The following is a 14,909-nucleotide window of genomic DNA, read 5'->3' as shown; positions in this document are numbered from 1 at the left end:
GGATGTGGGCCGTGCCCAGCCTCCTGCACGACCACTATAGGCGAGGCCAATGCTGACATGAGTCAGCAAGTCTTGGACTCTATAAGCCCAGCTGGCGCATCGTGGAGCTGTCGGATAAACAGCTCCCGAAAGGATGGCCATGCAGGATCTCGATGGTGGAGTCGCGCGGTTCCGTGAGCGCGTGCTGCCACGCAAAGCCGGCCTGTTCCGGCGGCTGGCCACCAACCACGCCCCGCACACCCTGTTCATCGGCTGCTCGGACGCGCGAGTGGTGCCGGAACTGATCACCCAGTCCGAACCGGGGGAGCTGTTCGTCATCCGGACCGCGGGCAATATCGTGCCGGTCTACCGCGGTGACGCCGACGGGGTCGCGGCGAGTATCGAATACGCCGTCACCGCTCTCGGCGTGTCCACCATCGTGGTGTGTGGCCACTCCGCCTGCGGGGCGATGACAGCGGTGGCCACCGGTGCCGATCTGGCCGCGATGCCCTCGGTGGCGGCGTGGTTGGGGCATGTCCACGCCGCGAACATCGAGGGCGAGTCCCGCGACGCCGCGGTCGCCGCGCTCGTGCGTGGCAACGTGGCCGAACAGCTGGACAATTTGCTGACCCACCCGAGTGTGGCGCGCGCTGTCGCCGACAGCGCGGTCGAGCTGCGCGGCTGGGTCTATGACATCGCCACGGGCTCGGTGCGTCCGGTCGAACCCGCCTCCGCGCTCTCCGCATGACCTGACACCCATTGATATGAAAGGAAACTCGATGCACGCACAATTCACCCAGACCGCACGCAACCAGGTGGCCGAGGACGCGGTCGCCGCGAAGATCGCCAAGGACCTGACCTGGCAGCAGATCGCCGACGCCGCAGGCTTGTCGGTCGCGTTCGTCACCGCGGCGGTCCTCGGTCAGCACGCACTGCCTCGCGAGTCCGCGCAGGCAGTCGCACAGTTGCTCGACCTCGACGATCAGGCGGCTGTGCAGCTGCAGACGATCCCGACCCGCGGCTCCATCCCCGGCGGCATACCCACCGACCCCACCATCTACCGCTTCTACGAAATGCTGCAGGTCTACGGCACCACCCTCAAAGCGCTGGTGCACGAGCAGTTCGGTGACGGCATCATCAGCGCCATCAACTTCCGCCTGGACGTGGCCAAGGTCGCCGACCCCGACGGCGGTGAGCGCGCGGTGATCACCCTCGACGGCAAGTACCTGCCGACCAAACCGTTCTGAGGACGCCGACCGCCGCAGCCCACGGTGCGGCTGCGGCGGATCATCGGCCGATTCACCGCTGTGCGACAGCGGCCTCACGAATAGCCGGCGATGCCTGGCCGCCCGCACGGCGGATACCGACCAACAGCATGACTACGGCGGCCGTGGCCAGCACCCACGGGGCGGGTTCGAAGATCAGCGCGCAGACCGCGGTCCAGGCGAGCAGCGACCAGGCCAGGAACGCCGGTGGGGTGATGGCGCGGCGGTCCATCCAGATGACCACCAGGCCCAGTAGCAGCAACGGTGCGCCGAAGCTGCCCGGGCCGAACCAGAAGCCCCCGATCGAAGGGGACAGCTCGGTGATATCGGCGCCGAGCGTCCACAATCCGAACGAGAACCATTCGGCGAAGTGGCGGTAGCTGAACAACGTTGCCGCGGTGAGGTGAACGGCACCGAGGAACGCGAGAATCCGTCCGGCCCAGCTGATCATGACTGCCTCCTCGGTCCGCGAATTACGAAACTCGCGGTATCGAAACTGATGGTTTCGTATGATGCCACCATGGCGACGACGAAACAAGCGGGGGGCCGCCCACGTGAGAGTCGGGTTGATCACGCGATCGCGGCGGCGGTGCGCGGCCTGCTGGAAGAACACGGATACGGATCGTTGACCGTGGACGCGGTCGCGGCGCGTGCCGGAGTGAGCAAGGCGGCGATCTATCGGCGCTACGCGACCAAACAAGAGATGACCTTCGCGGTCCTGCTGCACGACCTGCGCGAAGACCCGCCCGGCGACACCGGTTCGCTGCGCGGCGACATCGGCGCACTCGCCGAGCGGATCGGTGAGCAACTGAGCCGCTCGAGCTCGGATGTGATGACAGGCCTGCTCGCCGACGTCCGCGCCGACGCCGCCCTCGGTGACCGCTTCGCCACGACCTACCTTGCGGTGGAGCGCTCCATCATCACCACCCTGCTCGACCGCGCGGTCGCCCGCGGCGAACTGCCGCATCGACCGAACCCGGCAGTGGTGCATGTGCTGCTGCTGGGTCCACTGTTCGCCTGGCTGATCATGCTCGACGAAAATCCCGCGCACGCACCGGACCTCGCACGCTCCATCGCCGAGATCACCGTCGCCGCATTGACGGCGAACATCGTGCCGGCGGATGAGGTGTAGGGATCAGTCGAATCGGCCCAGCGGCTGGGTCGAGCAGCGGAACGCGCCACCGAACATCCGCGACACCGAGAAATCGACATACTCGACCGTGATGCCACGGGCTTGCAATTGGTGTCCGACGCGCTCGAATTGCGGGTCGGTGATATAGGTTTCGGCGTCGATGGGCAAGCCGTTGGTGGCCATGGCGGCGGCTTCTTCTTCGCTGACGTCGATGCGTTCCCAGTCCCGCAATGTCTCGGGCACGCCGTCGGGAAGGCGATCCGGACACACGATCATCAGGCCCTCGCGCACCAATCCGATCGCACAATCAAGATGCAGCACATGTGATTTCAGCGGAACCGGTGTCACCGTGTATCCGTCGGCTCGCAAGTATTTCGCGAGCCATTCGGTGCCGGTGCGGTCGGTCGCCATTCCGGATTCGCCGACGAACAAGTCCTTGCCGAGGACCAGCACGTCACCGCCTTCGAGGAATGGTCCCGGCCCAGCGGCACCATCGCCGCTGACTTCTGGGATCGGAATCGACACGTATCGCGCCGGTGCGGGCATCACCTGATCGAGCAGCAGTGAGCGGCTGGTCAGGACCTCGAGGCGGCGGTGCGGGAACTGTAGCGACCCTTCGATGACGTGCTCACCGATGGTGAACCAGGGGTCGCGGACGAAGAAATTCGCATATCCGTGCGGTCCGGCCGCCGCCTTCTCCGCTGCGGTGAACAGGCGCGGCCGCAGCACTCGCACGCCGTAGCGGGTCAATACCTCGGCCAGGTTGTCGCGTTCGTCTTCCCAGAGACGTTGCCTCTCGGGGAAAACCGCCCCGAATTCTCGACCCCATGTCCCCTCCAGGACGCGGACGGCTTCGGGCTCGACCGGCATCTGATGGCCGAGGATCGCCGGGCTGTCCGGTGCCCGGAATTCACATCGCGACACCACCACCGTCCGCAATGCCGCGAACTCGCTGTCCACCCGGATCCGCGCATCGTTGGCAATCATCCGGAAACTCTAACCAGCCCGGACTCACAGGGCAGCCCCCAGCACGACAACGGATTCACAACGAGATGAGCACCCCATTCATCGGCGACCGTTCGCGTATCCGGCAATCGATGGGCTATCCGGAAGGGGTGCAGACGAGGAAGTCCTCAACCGACGCGCTCGGGCTCCGGCAGCGCGCCTTGGGCCTGAACACGGGAAAGCTGCACCGCCGCAACACACATCACCACCACCGACACCCCCACCACAATGATCCCGACGGGACCGGTGTTGAGGCGTTCCTCGAGCACGGTGAGGCCGAGGAACATCGCGCCGAGCGGCTCGGCCACGGTGAACGCGGGCAGCGACGCCGACAGTGCGCCGACCTGGTAGGCGCGCTGTTGCAGATACAACCCCAGCAGGCCCGAGCCGACCATGGTGTAGGGCTCCCAGCTGCTCAGCGCCGCGCCTATCCCGTTGCCGAACAGCTCGACCACATGCTGGGTGAGCGCGGCCGACACGCCGAACAGCAAGCCCGCGGCCGCACCGAGCAGCATTGCCCGCAGTCCCGTCGCCCGCACCAGCACGCCCGCCACCACCGCCGCGACGACGAGGCCGAGTACCAGCGACAACGGGCCCACCCAGTGCGCCCACGGCGCGTCGCGCACCCCTTCGGACGGGTCGCCGACCACCAGGAAACAGGCCAGCGCGAGCGACAGCGCGACCGCATGCGCCCAGGCCGCGCGCGTGACCGGCACGTTGTTATAGCGCGCGGCCAGCGGGAGCGCGAAGATCAGCGAGGTCACCAGGATGGGCTGCACGATCAGCACCGAACCCAATGCCAGCGCCACGATCTGGAAGACGAACGCGCCGCCGTCACCGATGATGCCCGCCCACCACCGAGGACTACGTATCAAGCCGGCGAGGAAGGCCTCGCCGGCAGGCACCTGTGCGGCCGCCCGCTGCTGAGCGACCGCCGCCACCGCGAACCCGAGCGCGGCGATGAACGCACACACCACCGCGGCCACCGGGACATTGCTCACCCGGACCAGTCTGCCGCCAGGTCGACGCTCGGGCGAGACCGACGCGCGGCGACGGTAGAGCCGGAATGCCCGCAATCCGCCGTGCGCGCGCGGCGCGACGACAGCCGCATGGTCGCCGAGGCTGAAGCCGGGCCGGAACGATATCTGCGATGCCGGGCGGCGCGGGAACGCCACCGACGGTCAGTTGTCGTTCTCGACCAGCGCTTCCCCGCTGGAAATCTCGACAATCGGCAACCGCAGCGCGGCAGGTGCTTGCGCAGGCACCACCGGCGCGACCGGGGCCACCGGTGTCAGCCGCCGATACGTCTCGCCCAGCGCCGGACGCGGATCGGTCTCGCCCTTGTTGGGCCACAGGGCGGTCGCGCGTTCGGCCTGGGCGGTGATGGTCAGCGACGGGTTGACCCCGAGATTGGCCGAGATCGTCGAGCCGTCGATGACATGTAGGCCGGGATGTCCGTAGAGGCGGTGATAGGGGTCGACGACGCCGGTGGCGGGGGAGTCGCCGATGGCGCAGCCGCCGATGAAATGCCCGGTCGCCGGAATATTGACGATGCTGCTGGTGGCGCCGGTGGGGAAGCCGTCGATCTTGTCGGCGACCCGGTCGGCGACCTCGTGCCCGACCGGGATCCAGGTGGGATTGGGTGTGCCCTCGCCCTGTTTGGTGGTCATCTTGCGGCCGAACAGGCCACGCGTGGTGTAGGTGGTGATGGAATTGTCCACCGACTGCATCACCAGCAGCCCGATCATCTGCTCGGACCACCGGTGCGGGTTGTGCATGGCGAGCAGATCGCGGCGGTTGCGGCGCATCTGGCGCCCCCATTGCCGCCACCGCGGGCTGACGCCGTCATCGCCGACCATCGCCGTGGTGATCAGGGCGAGCGCATTGCTGCCCTTGCCGTAACGCACCGGCTCGATATGGGTGTGGTCGTCGGGGTGGATGGAGGAGGTGATGGCCACGCCCTTGGTGAAATCGGCGTCGGCGCGGCGGCTGCGCACCGACAGCAGTTCCTCGGAGTTCGTGCGCGACAGATAACCCAGCCGTGCCGAGATATGCGGCAGGGAGCCACCATCGCGAAGCTTGTGCAGCAGTTTCTGGGTGCCGAGTGAGGCCGCGGAGAACACCACCTGTTCAGCGGTGAACACGCGCTCGTTCTTGCGGAGCCAGCGGCCGGTGCCACGGGTGCGCACGGTGTAGCCGCCGTCGGGTCGCGGCCGCACATCGGTCACCGTCGTCATCGGGTGCACGGTCGCTCCCGCCTGCTCGGCCAGATACAGGTAGTTCTTGACGAGGGTGTTCTTGGCGTTGTGGCGGCATCCGGTCATGCATTCACCGCAGTGCGTGCAGGTGCGACGCGACGGGCCGACACCGCCGAAGAACGGGTCGGGCACATCCTCGCCCGGGCGCACTCCCGCACCGCCGAACAACACCCCGACCGGCGTCTGGCGGTAGGTGTCGGCGACGCCGAGTTCTTCGGCCACTTCCCGCAGGATCCGGTCGCTGGGTGTGGTCGCCGGATTGGTGGTGACGCCGAGCATGCGTTTGGCCTGGTCGTAGTGCGGGGCCAGCTCGGTACGCCAGTCGGTGATCGCGGCCCACTGTTTGTCGGCGTAGAACGCTGCGGGCGGCTCGTACAGGGTGTTGGCGTAGACCAGCGATCCGCCGCCCACGCCGGCACCGCTCATGATGAAGGTGTTCTTCAACAGCGTCAGCCGTTGAATGCCGAAGCAGCCGAACCGGGGCGCCCACAGGAACTCCCGCGCCCGCCACGACGTCTTGGCGAATTCGTGGTCGGCGAAGCGGCGCCCGGCCTCGAGCACACCCACCCGATAGCCCTTCTCGGTCAGGCGTAGCGCGGTGACGCTGCCGCCGAAGCCCGAACCGATCACCAGCACGTCGTAGTCGAACGCCATCCTGCCTCCGTCACCATTGTCGAATCATTCGAGCGTAGGGCGGGGTGCGACGCTGACAGCAAGGACTGTCGGCCAGAAAATCGAGAATTCCGGCCAACAGTTCTGACGAATCAGGTGTCCTCGCCGGTCGCGGAGAGCAGCTTGTCCAGGTCGGCGGGTGCCATACCGAATCCGGTCAACCGGTCCAACGGAATCGAGGCGAGCATGCGCATCATGTCGACCCCGAGCACCCGCCCGTCGCCGCCGCCGGTCATCCCGGCGAACATCTCGCCCAGCACGGCCGCCGCCGCGGGGTTGGACAGCGTCTCACCGAGCGTGGACTGCGCGGTGATCGGAATCCGCAGCTCGTCTCCTGCGACCTCGACGGTGCCGGTGGTGCGGATGTCGCGGCTGGAAGCACCTGCCATCACCTGATAGGTGCCGCCCTCGACGATCCATTGATCGGTGCGGGTCTCCCAGTAGGCGAGGTCGGCGCGGTCGATGACGATCGAAACCAGTTCGCTCGCACCGGGTTCCAACTCCGCAGTGACCGCGTGGCCCTTCAGCTCCCGAGGCGGGCGGCTGACCGCCGAATCGGGCAATGCGGTGTAGATCTGCACGACCTCACGTCCGCGACGACTGCCGGTATTGGTGACGGTGACCCGCACCGTGAGCTGCTGCGCGCCGGAATCGACCGATAGATCCGAGTAGTCGAAGGTGGTGTAGGACAGGCCATGTCCGAACGGGTAGCACACCTCGATATCGCGGGCGTCGTACCAGCGGTAGCCGATATAGATGCCCTCGCCGTAGCGGATATGGGAGTTCTCGCCGGGGAAGTTCAGGTAGGCGGGGACGTCCTGCAGGCGCATCGGCACTGTCTCGGTGAGCCGCCCCGACGGGTTGACCCGCCCGAACAGGACATCGGCGAGCGCACCGCCGCCTGCTTGGCCGAGCAATGCGCCGTCGACGATGGCGGGTGCGAGATCGGCCACCGGCGCCAGCCGCAGCACCCCACCGTGTGACAGCACGACCACGGTATTGGGCTGCACCGCCACGATCTCGGCGAGCAGGGCCAGCTGATCGGCGGGCACCTCGATGTCGTCTCGGTCGAAGCCCTCCGATTCCTGCCCGGCTCCCAGGCCCAGAAATACCACCGCCACCTCGGCGTCACGCGCGACGGCGACCGCTTCGGAGCGCAGGGTGTCGTCGTCGGAGGTGTCATCGGTGGAGAAGCCGCGCGCGTAGCGGACCTGGCCGGGTTCGGCCGCTGCGGCGATCTCGGTGAGCGCCACATCCAGCCGAGTCGGGTTCACGTGCGAGCTGCCCCCGCCCTGGTATCGCGGAGTCTGCGCGAACTCGCCGATCACCGCCAGCGACTGCCCCGCCGACAACGGCAACAACTCACCCTCGTTGCGCAGCAACACCACACAGCGCGCCGCGACCTCACGAGCCAGCCGATGATGGGCGTCCAGATCCGGCGCCGCGCCGGCCGCCGCACGCCCGTCGACGACCTTCGCCGCCAGCGCGGCCACCTTCTGCGCGGCCCGCTCGACCGCAGCCGTCTCGAGCGCACCGGATTCGACCGCCGCCACAACCGCCGCATCGGAGGCGCCGCTTCCGCCGGGCATCTCCAGATCCAGGCCCGCCTCGACCGCGTCGACCCGGTTCGCGACCGCGCCCCAGTCGCTGACCACCAGACCGTCGAAACCCCATTCCCCGCGCAACAGTTCGGTGAGCAGCCACTGATTTTCCGAGGCATACACCCCGTTGATGCGGTTGTAGGAGCACATCACCGTCCACGGCTGCGCGGTACGCACGATATGGGCGAACGCTCGCAGGTAGATCTCGCGCAACGGACGCTCATCGACATCGGAGCTCGCCCGCATACGATCGTGTTCGGCATTGTTCACGGCGAAATGCTTGAGCGAGGCACCCACACCGGTGCCCTGCACACCCTGCACCCACACCGCACCCAGCACGCCGGTGAGAAACGGATCCTCGGAGTAGTACTCGAAGACCCGCCCGCACCGCGGATCCCGTTTGATATTGATCCCCGGACCCAGCAGCACATCCACGCCGAGAGCGCGAGCCTCACGACCGAGCGCCTCCCCGACGCGGCGCACCAACGCGGTGTCCCAGCTCTGCCCCAACCCGACCGCGGGCGGAAAACACGTGGCGGGCGCGCTACCGGCGAGCCCGAGATGGTCGGTGGCTCCGGTTTGCCTGCGCACCCCATGCGGGCCGTCGGTCAGCAGGATCGATGCCACCGGCCCGAGGGCCTTGGTGGTCCAGAAATCGGCGCCGCTGCCGAGGGCAGCCTTGTCGGTGAGCGAAAGCTCGGTGATCGCGGGGGAGGCCGTCATCGTCAGCTCCAATCGGTCGCCTTCTGAGGAAACACCGTCCGCACATGGAAACACGGCAGGGGTGTTCGTCGTACGGTGCTACCGGAAACGCCGTCGCAGCGGAGGAGGGGTCGTGGAGATCACCCTGGTCGTGGTCGTCGGCATCATCGCCATCGTGGTGGTGGCGGCCTTCTCCGACACCCTCGGTGTGGCCGCGCCGCTGAGCTTGGCCGTGGTCGGCATCGCGCTCAGCTTCGTTCCCGGCATCCCGCACCCCGAGGTCGAACCGGAATTGATTCTCACGGTGGTGCTGCCGCCGCTGCTGTATTCGGCGGCGGTGAACATGCCCGCGGTGGATTTCCGGCGCAATCTCGAGCCGATCACCGGACTCGCGGTGCTGCTTGTCGTGGTCACCACCCTCGGCACCGGCTGGCTGTTTCACGCACTGCTACCCGATATCGGCTGGCCCGCGGCGTTCGCGCTCGGCGCGGTGATCAGCCCGACCGACCCGATCGCCGCGACCGCGGTCGGCAAGAAACTCGGGCTGCCCTCGCGGCTGCTGACGATGTTGGAGGGGGAGGGGCTGGTCAACGACGCTACCGCACTGGTGCTGCTGCGTTCTGCGGTCGCGGCCCTGGCGGCGACGGTGTCGCTGTGGCATGTGCTCGGCGATTTCTTGGTGGCGGTGGTGGTCGCGGTGATCGCCGGACTGCTGGTCGGCTGGCTGGGGGTGCGGGCGCGCGCCATGCTCGATGATTCGGTCGCCAAAACTGCGGTGTCGTTCGTGATCCCGTTCCTGGCTTACCTGCCCGCCGAAGAATTCCACGGCTCCGGCGTGCTGGCGGTAGTGATCGCCGGGCTGATCAGCGGCCACCTGAGCCCACGCCACCTCAGCGCCCAAGATCGTCTCGTCGACGCCACCAACTGGCGCACGGTGGCTTTCCTTCTCGAGAGCGGGATATTCCTGCTCATGGGATTGAGCCTGTCCGGGTTGATCGACGATGTGCGCGGCGAACAGCTCAGCGCCGCACAAGCATTCGGTATCGGACTGTTGGCCGCGGTGGTGGTGATGGTGATCCGTGCGGTGTTCGTCGCCCCGCTGGTGGCGTTCCTGCGCCTGGATCAGCGCCGCGCCGCGGAGGCCAAACCACGCCTGGACGACATCAATGCACGCATGGCCGACCGCACCGACCTACCGCAAGACAGCAAACGGGTCCGGATGATCACCCGCCGCCTCGGCAAAATGTCGGCCAAGATCGAATTCCAACTCAACGAAACCGTCGGCGCCCGCGGCGGAGTGGTGCTGGCGTGGTCGGGGATGCGTGGCGCGGTGACCGTCGCGGCCGCACAAACACTGCCCGCCGAGACACCGATGCGCTCGGAACTGGTGCTCATCGCGTTCGTCGTCGCGGTGACCACCCTGCTGGTGCAGGGACTGAGCCTGCCCACCGTCATCCGCGTCGTCCGCGTTCCCGGCGATGACCCCGCGCGGCTGCACGACGACGCTGTCGAGTTGATGACACTGCTGTCCGACGCCGCCGAACACGTACTCGACACCCCCGACCTCGTCGATGACCACGGCAACCCGTACCCGCCCGAGCTGGTGGGAATGGTCCGCGACAACACCGTGCGCAAAGGCTCGGCCGCGCTGCGTGATCTGCCCGCCGACGGCCCCGACCCGCGCGAGCAGTACCGGCAACTGCGGTTGCAGGTACTGGCCGCGCAACGCGCCGAACTGCTGCGCGCACGGGACCGGGAAACCTTCGGCGCCAAGGCTCTCGGACGAGTCCAGCACATGCTCGACCTCGACGAAGCGCTGCTACAGCAACTGGGCCGCCCCGGCGTCTGACCCACCACAATTGGGATACCAAATGGGCCGCCGGTGGTGGGAGAATGCACGTTATGAATGCGTCGGAGGGATTCCTGTCCGAATCCGAACGGGTCACCCGGCTACTGCGCGACCAGATCGTCGACGGGGTGCGTGAGCCCGGCAGCAAATTGGTCGAACGCGATCTTGCTACCGAACTCGGCGTGTCGAGGCTGCCGGTCCGCGACGCGTTGAAAACCCTGGTAGCAGAGGGATTGGTGACGCCGCGACCACGCTCCTGGGCCGTCGTGCGGGAATTCACCGCCACCGATATCGCCGACCTGATCGAAGTACGCTCCGCGTTCGAAGTGCTGGCATTCCGGCTCGCCGCACAACGCGCCACCCGCACCGGACTCGACGAGCTGCGCCGCGACCTGGACACCGAATGGGATGCCGCCCGCGCGGGCGACGCCGTCGGCGCGCGCCGGGCGGCTGCCGACTTCCATGAGACGGTGACCCGGCTGGCGGGCAACGACCTACTCGGCGAACTCGAACGCACCCTGCGCAGCCGCATGCGGTGGCTGCTGGGCCGCCACGACGACCTCACCACCGTCGCCCGCGAGCACGAGCAGCTCTATCAGGCCATCGCCAACCGCGATATCGCGCGGGTGGAGACATTGGCCGCCGCCCACATCGAAACCAGCCGTGCCCAGGCCGCCCAGCGCGCCGGCGCGGAGGCACTCGACCGCAGCGCCGCGGGCTGAGCCGGGCCGTCGACTCGACCCACCATCGGAGTCAGGCCGCCTGACCCGAGAGTTGCGGCCTGGCCCCCGGTCCCCGGCCGAGCGCAGCGCCGCAGGCTGGGCGACCGTTGACCGGCGAATTCAGTCGCGGCGCCGGGCTGCCAGTTCCGCGTGCAGCGCTTTGATCTCGGCCTCCAGCGCCGGTTCGGGTCCCGCGACCGGCACCGACGGCGCGACCTGCGTGATGGGCAGCGCGGCTACCGGTCCGGGAGCAAGTCCCCATTCGCGCTGCCACTGCCCGAGTTGGTCCGAGCCGACGGCATAAATGATGCGTCCCAGCCCAGCCCACGCATGGGCGGCGCTGCACATCGGGCAGTGCTCGCCCGAGGTGTAGACGACGCCGGCCGCGCGCTGCTCGGGGGTGAGGTGAATGCCGGCCCAGCGGGCGATCTCGAATTCCGGATGCTGGGTCGGATCGCCGGAGACGATGCGGTTGCGCGCCTCGAACCGGATCGTCTGCTCGGCGTCGACCAGAATCGAGCCGAAGGGCTCGTCACCGTCATCGAGGGCGGCGCGGGCCAGCTCCACACACCGGCGTAGATACTCCCGGTCCCGGTCGGTGATGACATAGCGGTCGCCTGATTCGCTCATGACCCCACGATACCCATTTTGGTATACCGCAATCAGTCATTGGTGGTGTCGATAGCCACTATCTGCCCAAAGACTTGGACAAACCCCAGTTCGAGCGCCAGGATGTTTGGTATACCAAATCTAGGAGGTCTCGATGAGGTTCGGCCGAAGGAACCTGGGCAGCGCGCGGACGCTGCGCACCGGCGGCACAGTCATCGCCTCGGCGGCGGTGCTGACGGCACTCGCGGCATGCACCGCCGATCCCGCGCCCGCCACCGCACCCACTCCGGTCCCGGCCTCGACGCCGGCCCCGGGTGCCGCACCGGCGACCGCCGCCGAGACACCACGCGACCCCGCCCTGGACGACGATCTGCTCGCTGCGGCTGCCGCCGATGACGCCACCCGCGTGCGGGATCTGCTGGCCCGCGGCGCCGATATCGAAGCCCGCGGGCAGCATGAACGCACCCCGCTCATCGAAGCCACCAAGAACCGCGCCACCGAAGCCGCACGCGCACTGGTGGAAGCCGGCGCCGACGTCAACGCCAAAGACGCACTACAGGATTCGGCCTACCTGTACGCAGGCGCCGAAGGCCTCGACAGCATCCTGGAGCTGACCCTGACCCACGGCGCCGACCTGACCAGCGTCAACCGCTACGGCGGCACCGCGCTGATCCCGGCAGCCGAACACGGATCGATCAGCACGGTACGCCGCCTGATCGAAGCCGGGGTTGATGTCAACCACGTCAACACCCCCGGCTGGACCGCACTGCACGAAGCGATCGTCTACGGCGACGGCAGTCAGCGCTACCAGCAGGTCGTCACGGCTCTGCTCGACGCGGGCGCCGATCCGGGCATCCGCGACAGCGACGGAAACACCGCACTGGACAACGCCGTCCAGCGCGGCCAGTCCGAGATCGCGGCCCTCATCCGGGCCGCCGGCTGAGGCCACACAAACCATCTGAGAAGGGAAACCCCCCACCGATGATGCTGCGAAGTATCGCCATCCTCATTGCCCGCGTCGGTCTCGGCGTGGTGTTCATCGCCCACGGCTGGCAGAAGTTCTTCACCAACGGCCTGTCGGCGACCGAATCGGGTTTCCGCGGCATGGGCGCCCCACTGCCGGAGATCTCGGCGCCGGCGGCGGCGCTGATCGAACTGGCGGGCGGTATCGGCCTGGTCATCGGCCTCGCGACACCGATCTGGGCCCTGCTGCTGGTTGCCGATATGGTCGGCGCCTACTTCATCGCCCACGCCGGTAAAGGCCTGTTCGTCGCCGAAGGCGGCGCCGAATTGGTGCTGGCACTCGGTGCGGGCGCATTGCTGCTGGCCGCAGTCGGCGCCGGCGCGCTGAGCGTGGACCGGATGCTGGCCGACCGGGCGCCGTGGAACCGATTCGCCGGTGCCGGGCAACCCGCGGTGCAGCGATCGACGGTGTCCTGAGCCGTTCGTCCTAGCCGGCGAGATCGTCGCGACTCAGGTCAACGTGAAGCCCAGGTGCTCCTGTAGCGCCTGGGCCTGCTCGGGCGTGGCGAGCGCCATGACCGTGTCGTAGCCGCGGTTCGGTGCACGTTCGAAGTCGACGATGCGCCACGAGCGAGAATCGTCGTCATGGGTGGTTGCGGCGATGGCTTCGCAGGCCGCGGCATGGTCGAAGTAGTCGTCCGCGTAGTGCTCGGCCACGATGGATACCCGTATGCCGTTCCGTTCGAATTCCAGACGATCGAGGCGGCTCTCCTCGACATCGTCGTCGCCCTCGACGAGCCGAACGTTGCTGATGATCACTGTGTCACCGGCGATCTCGGCGGCCGTTACCAGCAGGCTCTCATAGCCGCGGTCGAGGCAGTCGACGTCGTCGGCGTGGACCCGGACCGCCACACCGAACGATTCGAGGGCGCACGCCGCCGAGTAGTGGTCCACTGCGGTGTTCGCCTCATCCGCGAGGTCATCGAGGACGCCGCGCAGCGTCGCCTCCGACACCATGCCGATCTCATGCAAGACCGTGCCGACACGCGTGTAGTTCATCAATGAAGAGTTCGACACGAACGCGATCTTGTCACAGCGGCGTCAAGGAAGTCCCTCGAGCGCGAGCCTCGAGAACTCCAAGCCCCCCTCCGTTGTTTGTCACTAGTGATGGTTGTCCAAGGCGCCAACGACATCCGTGTCGTGCAGGCCGAGTCCGACCGCATCGTCGACGCACTGCGGGACCGGAGCTTCGACGTCGAAATACATGGTCATAGACAACGAGGGGCCACGGATTCGTGAACCCGGACAACAACATCGACATGTATCGTGCGGCCGAGCGGTTCCTCGCCCGCCATCTGGCGCCGTGATCACGATCGAATATCCGGTGTGCGTGTGACGCTCACCCCCAGTACCGCCGCCGCACGGGCGAATACCGCCGCGTCATAGATCGCCGCCCCACCAGGATCGTTGTTGAAATAGATGTCGACCTCACATGATTCGGGCCACGTCTCGCTCACGCGGTGTGCCCATTCGGTCAGGACCGGGCGGTGGTAGCGCGGCCACGGCTCGGCGGTCCCGTGGTGCAGGCGCAGATAACCCCAGTCGGTGGTGCGCCACAACGGCGTCACCGGACGTTCGTCGGCATCGGCCCAGCACAGCGCCGCACCGTTGCGTTCGAGCACCGCGCGCGTGTCGTCGGTCCACCAGGACTCGTGCCTAGCCTCGACCGCCACACGGGTATCGGCAGGAAAGCAGTGCAGACACTCGTCGAGCAACGGCGGATCGGCGCGCAGCGTCGGCGGCAGTTGCAGCAGAATCGGCCCCAACCGGTCACCGAGGCTCGCGGCCCGGCCCATCAGCCGCTGCACCGGCTCCTCGGGGTCGCGCAGACGTTTGATGTGGGTGAGGAAACGGCTGGCCTTGACCGCGATCCGGAATCCGGCAGGTGTGCGGGTCCGCCATGCGGCGAAATTCTCGGCACTGGGTAAACGATAGAAGGCGTTGTTGATCTCGACGGTGGCGAACTCGGCGGCATACTGCTCGAGCCACAGCCGCTGTGGCACCCCCTGCGGATACAGCACACCGCGCCAATCCCGGTACTGCCAACCGGAGGTACCCACCAACAACGTCACACCTGGCACATACCCGCCGG

The 14,909-nt window shown here is 67.5% G+C and carries 15 protein-coding genes and 1 pseudogene; 8 read left to right on the top strand and 8 right to left on the bottom strand.

Features of this window, described 5'->3' with window-relative positions; translation table 11 throughout:
* Positions 1 to 139 precede the first annotated feature (139 nt).
* Complete coding sequence (locus ACFXNW_RS29095; RefSeq protein ID WP_379420999.1) at positions 140 to 727, top strand: carbonic anhydrase; 588 nt, start codon at positions 140 to 142, stop codon at positions 725 to 727.
* Between the two features lie 31 nt (positions 728 to 758).
* Positions 759 to 1,226 carry a cyanase gene (gene cynS / locus ACFXNW_RS29090; RefSeq protein WP_379420998.1) on the top strand — a complete coding sequence of 156 codons (468 nt, stop codon included), beginning with the start codon at positions 759 to 761 and terminating at the stop codon, positions 1,224 to 1,226.
* 52 nt (positions 1,227 to 1,278) lie between these two features.
* Here cynS and ACFXNW_RS29085 read toward each other — a convergent pair whose 3' ends face one another.
* Positions 1,279 to 1,695, bottom strand: coding sequence for a DUF6463 family protein (locus ACFXNW_RS29085; protein WP_379420997.1), 417 nt, complete (start codon positions 1,693 to 1,695; stop codon positions 1,279 to 1,281).
* 69 nt (positions 1,696 to 1,764) lie between these two features.
* On the opposite strand from ACFXNW_RS29085, the gene ACFXNW_RS29080 reads away from it, so the two are divergent.
* Positions 1,765 to 2,376, top strand: coding sequence for a TetR/AcrR family transcriptional regulator (locus tag ACFXNW_RS29080; RefSeq protein ID WP_379420996.1), 612 nt, complete (start codon positions 1,765 to 1,767; stop codon positions 2,374 to 2,376).
* 3 nt (positions 2,377 to 2,379) lie between these two features.
* Here the strand turns inward: ACFXNW_RS29080 and ACFXNW_RS29075 are convergent, their stop codons facing one another.
* The 4 genes from ACFXNW_RS29075 to ACFXNW_RS29060 form a co-directional block, all read right to left on the bottom strand.
* Positions 2,380 to 3,363 carry a dimethylarginine dimethylaminohydrolase family protein gene (locus ACFXNW_RS29075; RefSeq protein ID WP_379420995.1) on the bottom strand — a complete coding sequence of 328 codons (984 nt, stop codon included), beginning with the start codon at positions 3,361 to 3,363 and terminating at the stop codon, positions 2,380 to 2,382.
* 146 nt (positions 3,364 to 3,509) lie between these two features.
* On the bottom strand, positions 3,510 to 4,382 hold the full coding sequence (locus ACFXNW_RS29070) for a DMT family transporter (RefSeq protein WP_379421033.1): 873 nt from the start codon (positions 4,380 to 4,382) through the stop codon (positions 3,510 to 3,512).
* 180 nt (positions 4,383 to 4,562) lie between these two features.
* Positions 4,563 to 6,293, bottom strand: coding sequence for an FAD-dependent oxidoreductase (locus ACFXNW_RS29065; protein WP_379420994.1), 1,731 nt, complete (start codon positions 6,291 to 6,293; stop codon positions 4,563 to 4,565).
* Positions 6,294 to 6,403: 110 nt separating this feature from the next.
* Positions 6,404 to 8,635 (bottom strand): glycoside hydrolase family 3 C-terminal domain-containing protein, encoded by a 2,232-nt coding sequence (locus ACFXNW_RS29060; protein WP_379420993.1) that lies wholly within the window; start codon positions 8,633 to 8,635, stop codon positions 6,404 to 6,406.
* Between the two features lie 112 nt (positions 8,636 to 8,747).
* Here ACFXNW_RS29060 and ACFXNW_RS29055 point away from each other — a divergent pair, with 112 nt between their 5' ends.
* Both ACFXNW_RS29055 and ACFXNW_RS29050 read left to right on the top strand, forming a co-directional pair.
* The gene (locus ACFXNW_RS29055; protein WP_379420992.1) at positions 8,748 to 10,463 is read left to right on the top strand and encodes a cation:proton antiporter; all 1,716 of its coding nucleotides are present in this window, start codon (positions 8,748 to 8,750) and stop codon (positions 10,461 to 10,463) included.
* Between the two features lie 53 nt (positions 10,464 to 10,516).
* Positions 10,517 to 11,185 (top strand): GntR family transcriptional regulator, encoded by a 669-nt coding sequence (locus ACFXNW_RS29050; RefSeq protein ID WP_379420991.1) that lies wholly within the window; start codon positions 10,517 to 10,519, stop codon positions 11,183 to 11,185.
* A 120-nt stretch (positions 11,186 to 11,305) separates the two neighbouring features.
* Here the strand turns inward: ACFXNW_RS29050 and ACFXNW_RS29045 are convergent, their stop codons facing one another.
* Entirely contained in the window at positions 11,306 to 11,815 is a 510-nt protein-coding gene (locus ACFXNW_RS29045; protein ID WP_379420990.1) for a nucleoside deaminase, read from the bottom strand.
* Positions 11,816 to 11,948: 133 nt separating this feature from the next.
* Here ACFXNW_RS29045 and ACFXNW_RS29040 point away from each other — a divergent pair, with 133 nt between their 5' ends.
* Both ACFXNW_RS29040 and ACFXNW_RS29035 read left to right on the top strand, forming a co-directional pair.
* Positions 11,949 to 12,737, top strand: a complete 789-nt coding sequence (locus ACFXNW_RS29040) for an ankyrin repeat domain-containing protein (protein WP_379420989.1) — start codon at positions 11,949 to 11,951, stop codon at positions 12,735 to 12,737.
* Between the two features lie 38 nt (positions 12,738 to 12,775).
* Positions 12,776 to 13,234 carry a DoxX family protein gene (locus ACFXNW_RS29035; RefSeq protein WP_379420988.1) on the top strand — a complete coding sequence of 153 codons (459 nt, stop codon included), beginning with the start codon at positions 12,776 to 12,778 and terminating at the stop codon, positions 13,232 to 13,234.
* A 33-nt stretch (positions 13,235 to 13,267) separates the two neighbouring features.
* On the opposite strand, the gene ACFXNW_RS29030 is transcribed toward ACFXNW_RS29035, so the two are convergent.
* Positions 13,268 to 13,816 (bottom strand): hypothetical protein, encoded by a 549-nt coding sequence (locus ACFXNW_RS29030; protein ID WP_379420987.1) that lies wholly within the window; start codon positions 13,814 to 13,816, stop codon positions 13,268 to 13,270.
* 105 nt (positions 13,817 to 13,921) lie between these two features.
* Between ACFXNW_RS29030 and ACFXNW_RS29025 the strand changes: the two are divergent.
* Positions 13,922 to 14,124, top strand: a pseudogene (locus ACFXNW_RS29025) (alpha/beta hydrolase family protein); the annotation flags it as partial.
* Here ACFXNW_RS29025 and ACFXNW_RS29020 read toward each other — a convergent pair.
* Positions 14,125 to 14,889, bottom strand: coding sequence for a DUF72 domain-containing protein (locus ACFXNW_RS29020; protein ID WP_379420986.1), 765 nt, complete (start codon positions 14,887 to 14,889; stop codon positions 14,125 to 14,127). It abuts the pseudogene before it with no gap.
* Positions 14,890 to 14,909 lie beyond the last annotated feature (20 nt).

Origin of the sequence: Nocardia sp. NPDC059180 (assembly GCF_042754945.1) — a bacterium.
Classification (GTDB): Bacteria; Actinomycetota; Actinomycetes; order Mycobacteriales; family Mycobacteriaceae; genus Nocardia.
Note: the sequence above shows the minus strand (reverse complement) of the source record. Positions and strands in the feature narration are given on the sequence as shown.

Excerpts from the sequence above, each read along its gene's own strand:
- ACFXNW_RS29045 (WP_379420990.1), bottom strand. The coding sequence starts at position 11,815 with ATGAGCGAATCAGGCGACCGCTATGTCATCACCGACCGGGACCGGGAG.
- ACFXNW_RS29050 (WP_379420991.1), top strand. The coding sequence starts at position 10,517 with ATGAATGCGTCGGAGGGATTCCTGTCCGAATCCGAACGGGTCACCCGG.
- ACFXNW_RS29095 (WP_379420999.1), top strand. The coding sequence starts at position 140 with ATGCAGGATCTCGATGGTGGAGTCGCGCGGTTCCGTGAGCGCGTGCTG.
- ACFXNW_RS29040 (WP_379420989.1), top strand. The coding sequence starts at position 11,949 with ATGAGGTTCGGCCGAAGGAACCTGGGCAGCGCGCGGACGCTGCGCACC.
- ACFXNW_RS29075 (WP_379420995.1), bottom strand. The coding sequence starts at position 3,363 with ATGATTGCCAACGATGCGCGGATCCGGGTGGACAGCGAGTTCGCGGCA.
- cynS (WP_379420998.1), top strand. The coding sequence starts at position 759 with ATGCACGCACAATTCACCCAGACCGCACGCAACCAGGTGGCCGAGGAC.
- ACFXNW_RS29060 (WP_379420993.1), bottom strand. The coding sequence starts at position 8,635 with ATGACGGCCTCCCCCGCGATCACCGAGCTTTCGCTCACCGACAAGGCT.
- ACFXNW_RS29065 (WP_379420994.1), bottom strand. The coding sequence starts at position 6,293 with ATGGCGTTCGACTACGACGTGCTGGTGATCGGTTCGGGCTTCGGCGGC.
- ACFXNW_RS29085 (WP_379420997.1), bottom strand. The coding sequence starts at position 1,695 with ATGATCAGCTGGGCCGGACGGATTCTCGCGTTCCTCGGTGCCGTTCAC.
- ACFXNW_RS29030 (WP_379420987.1), bottom strand. The coding sequence starts at position 13,816 with ATGAACTACACGCGTGTCGGCACGGTCTTGCATGAGATCGGCATGGTG.
- ACFXNW_RS29080 (WP_379420996.1), top strand. The coding sequence starts at position 1,765 with ATGGCGACGACGAAACAAGCGGGGGGCCGCCCACGTGAGAGTCGGGTT.
- ACFXNW_RS29035 (WP_379420988.1), top strand. The coding sequence starts at position 12,776 with ATGATGCTGCGAAGTATCGCCATCCTCATTGCCCGCGTCGGTCTCGGC.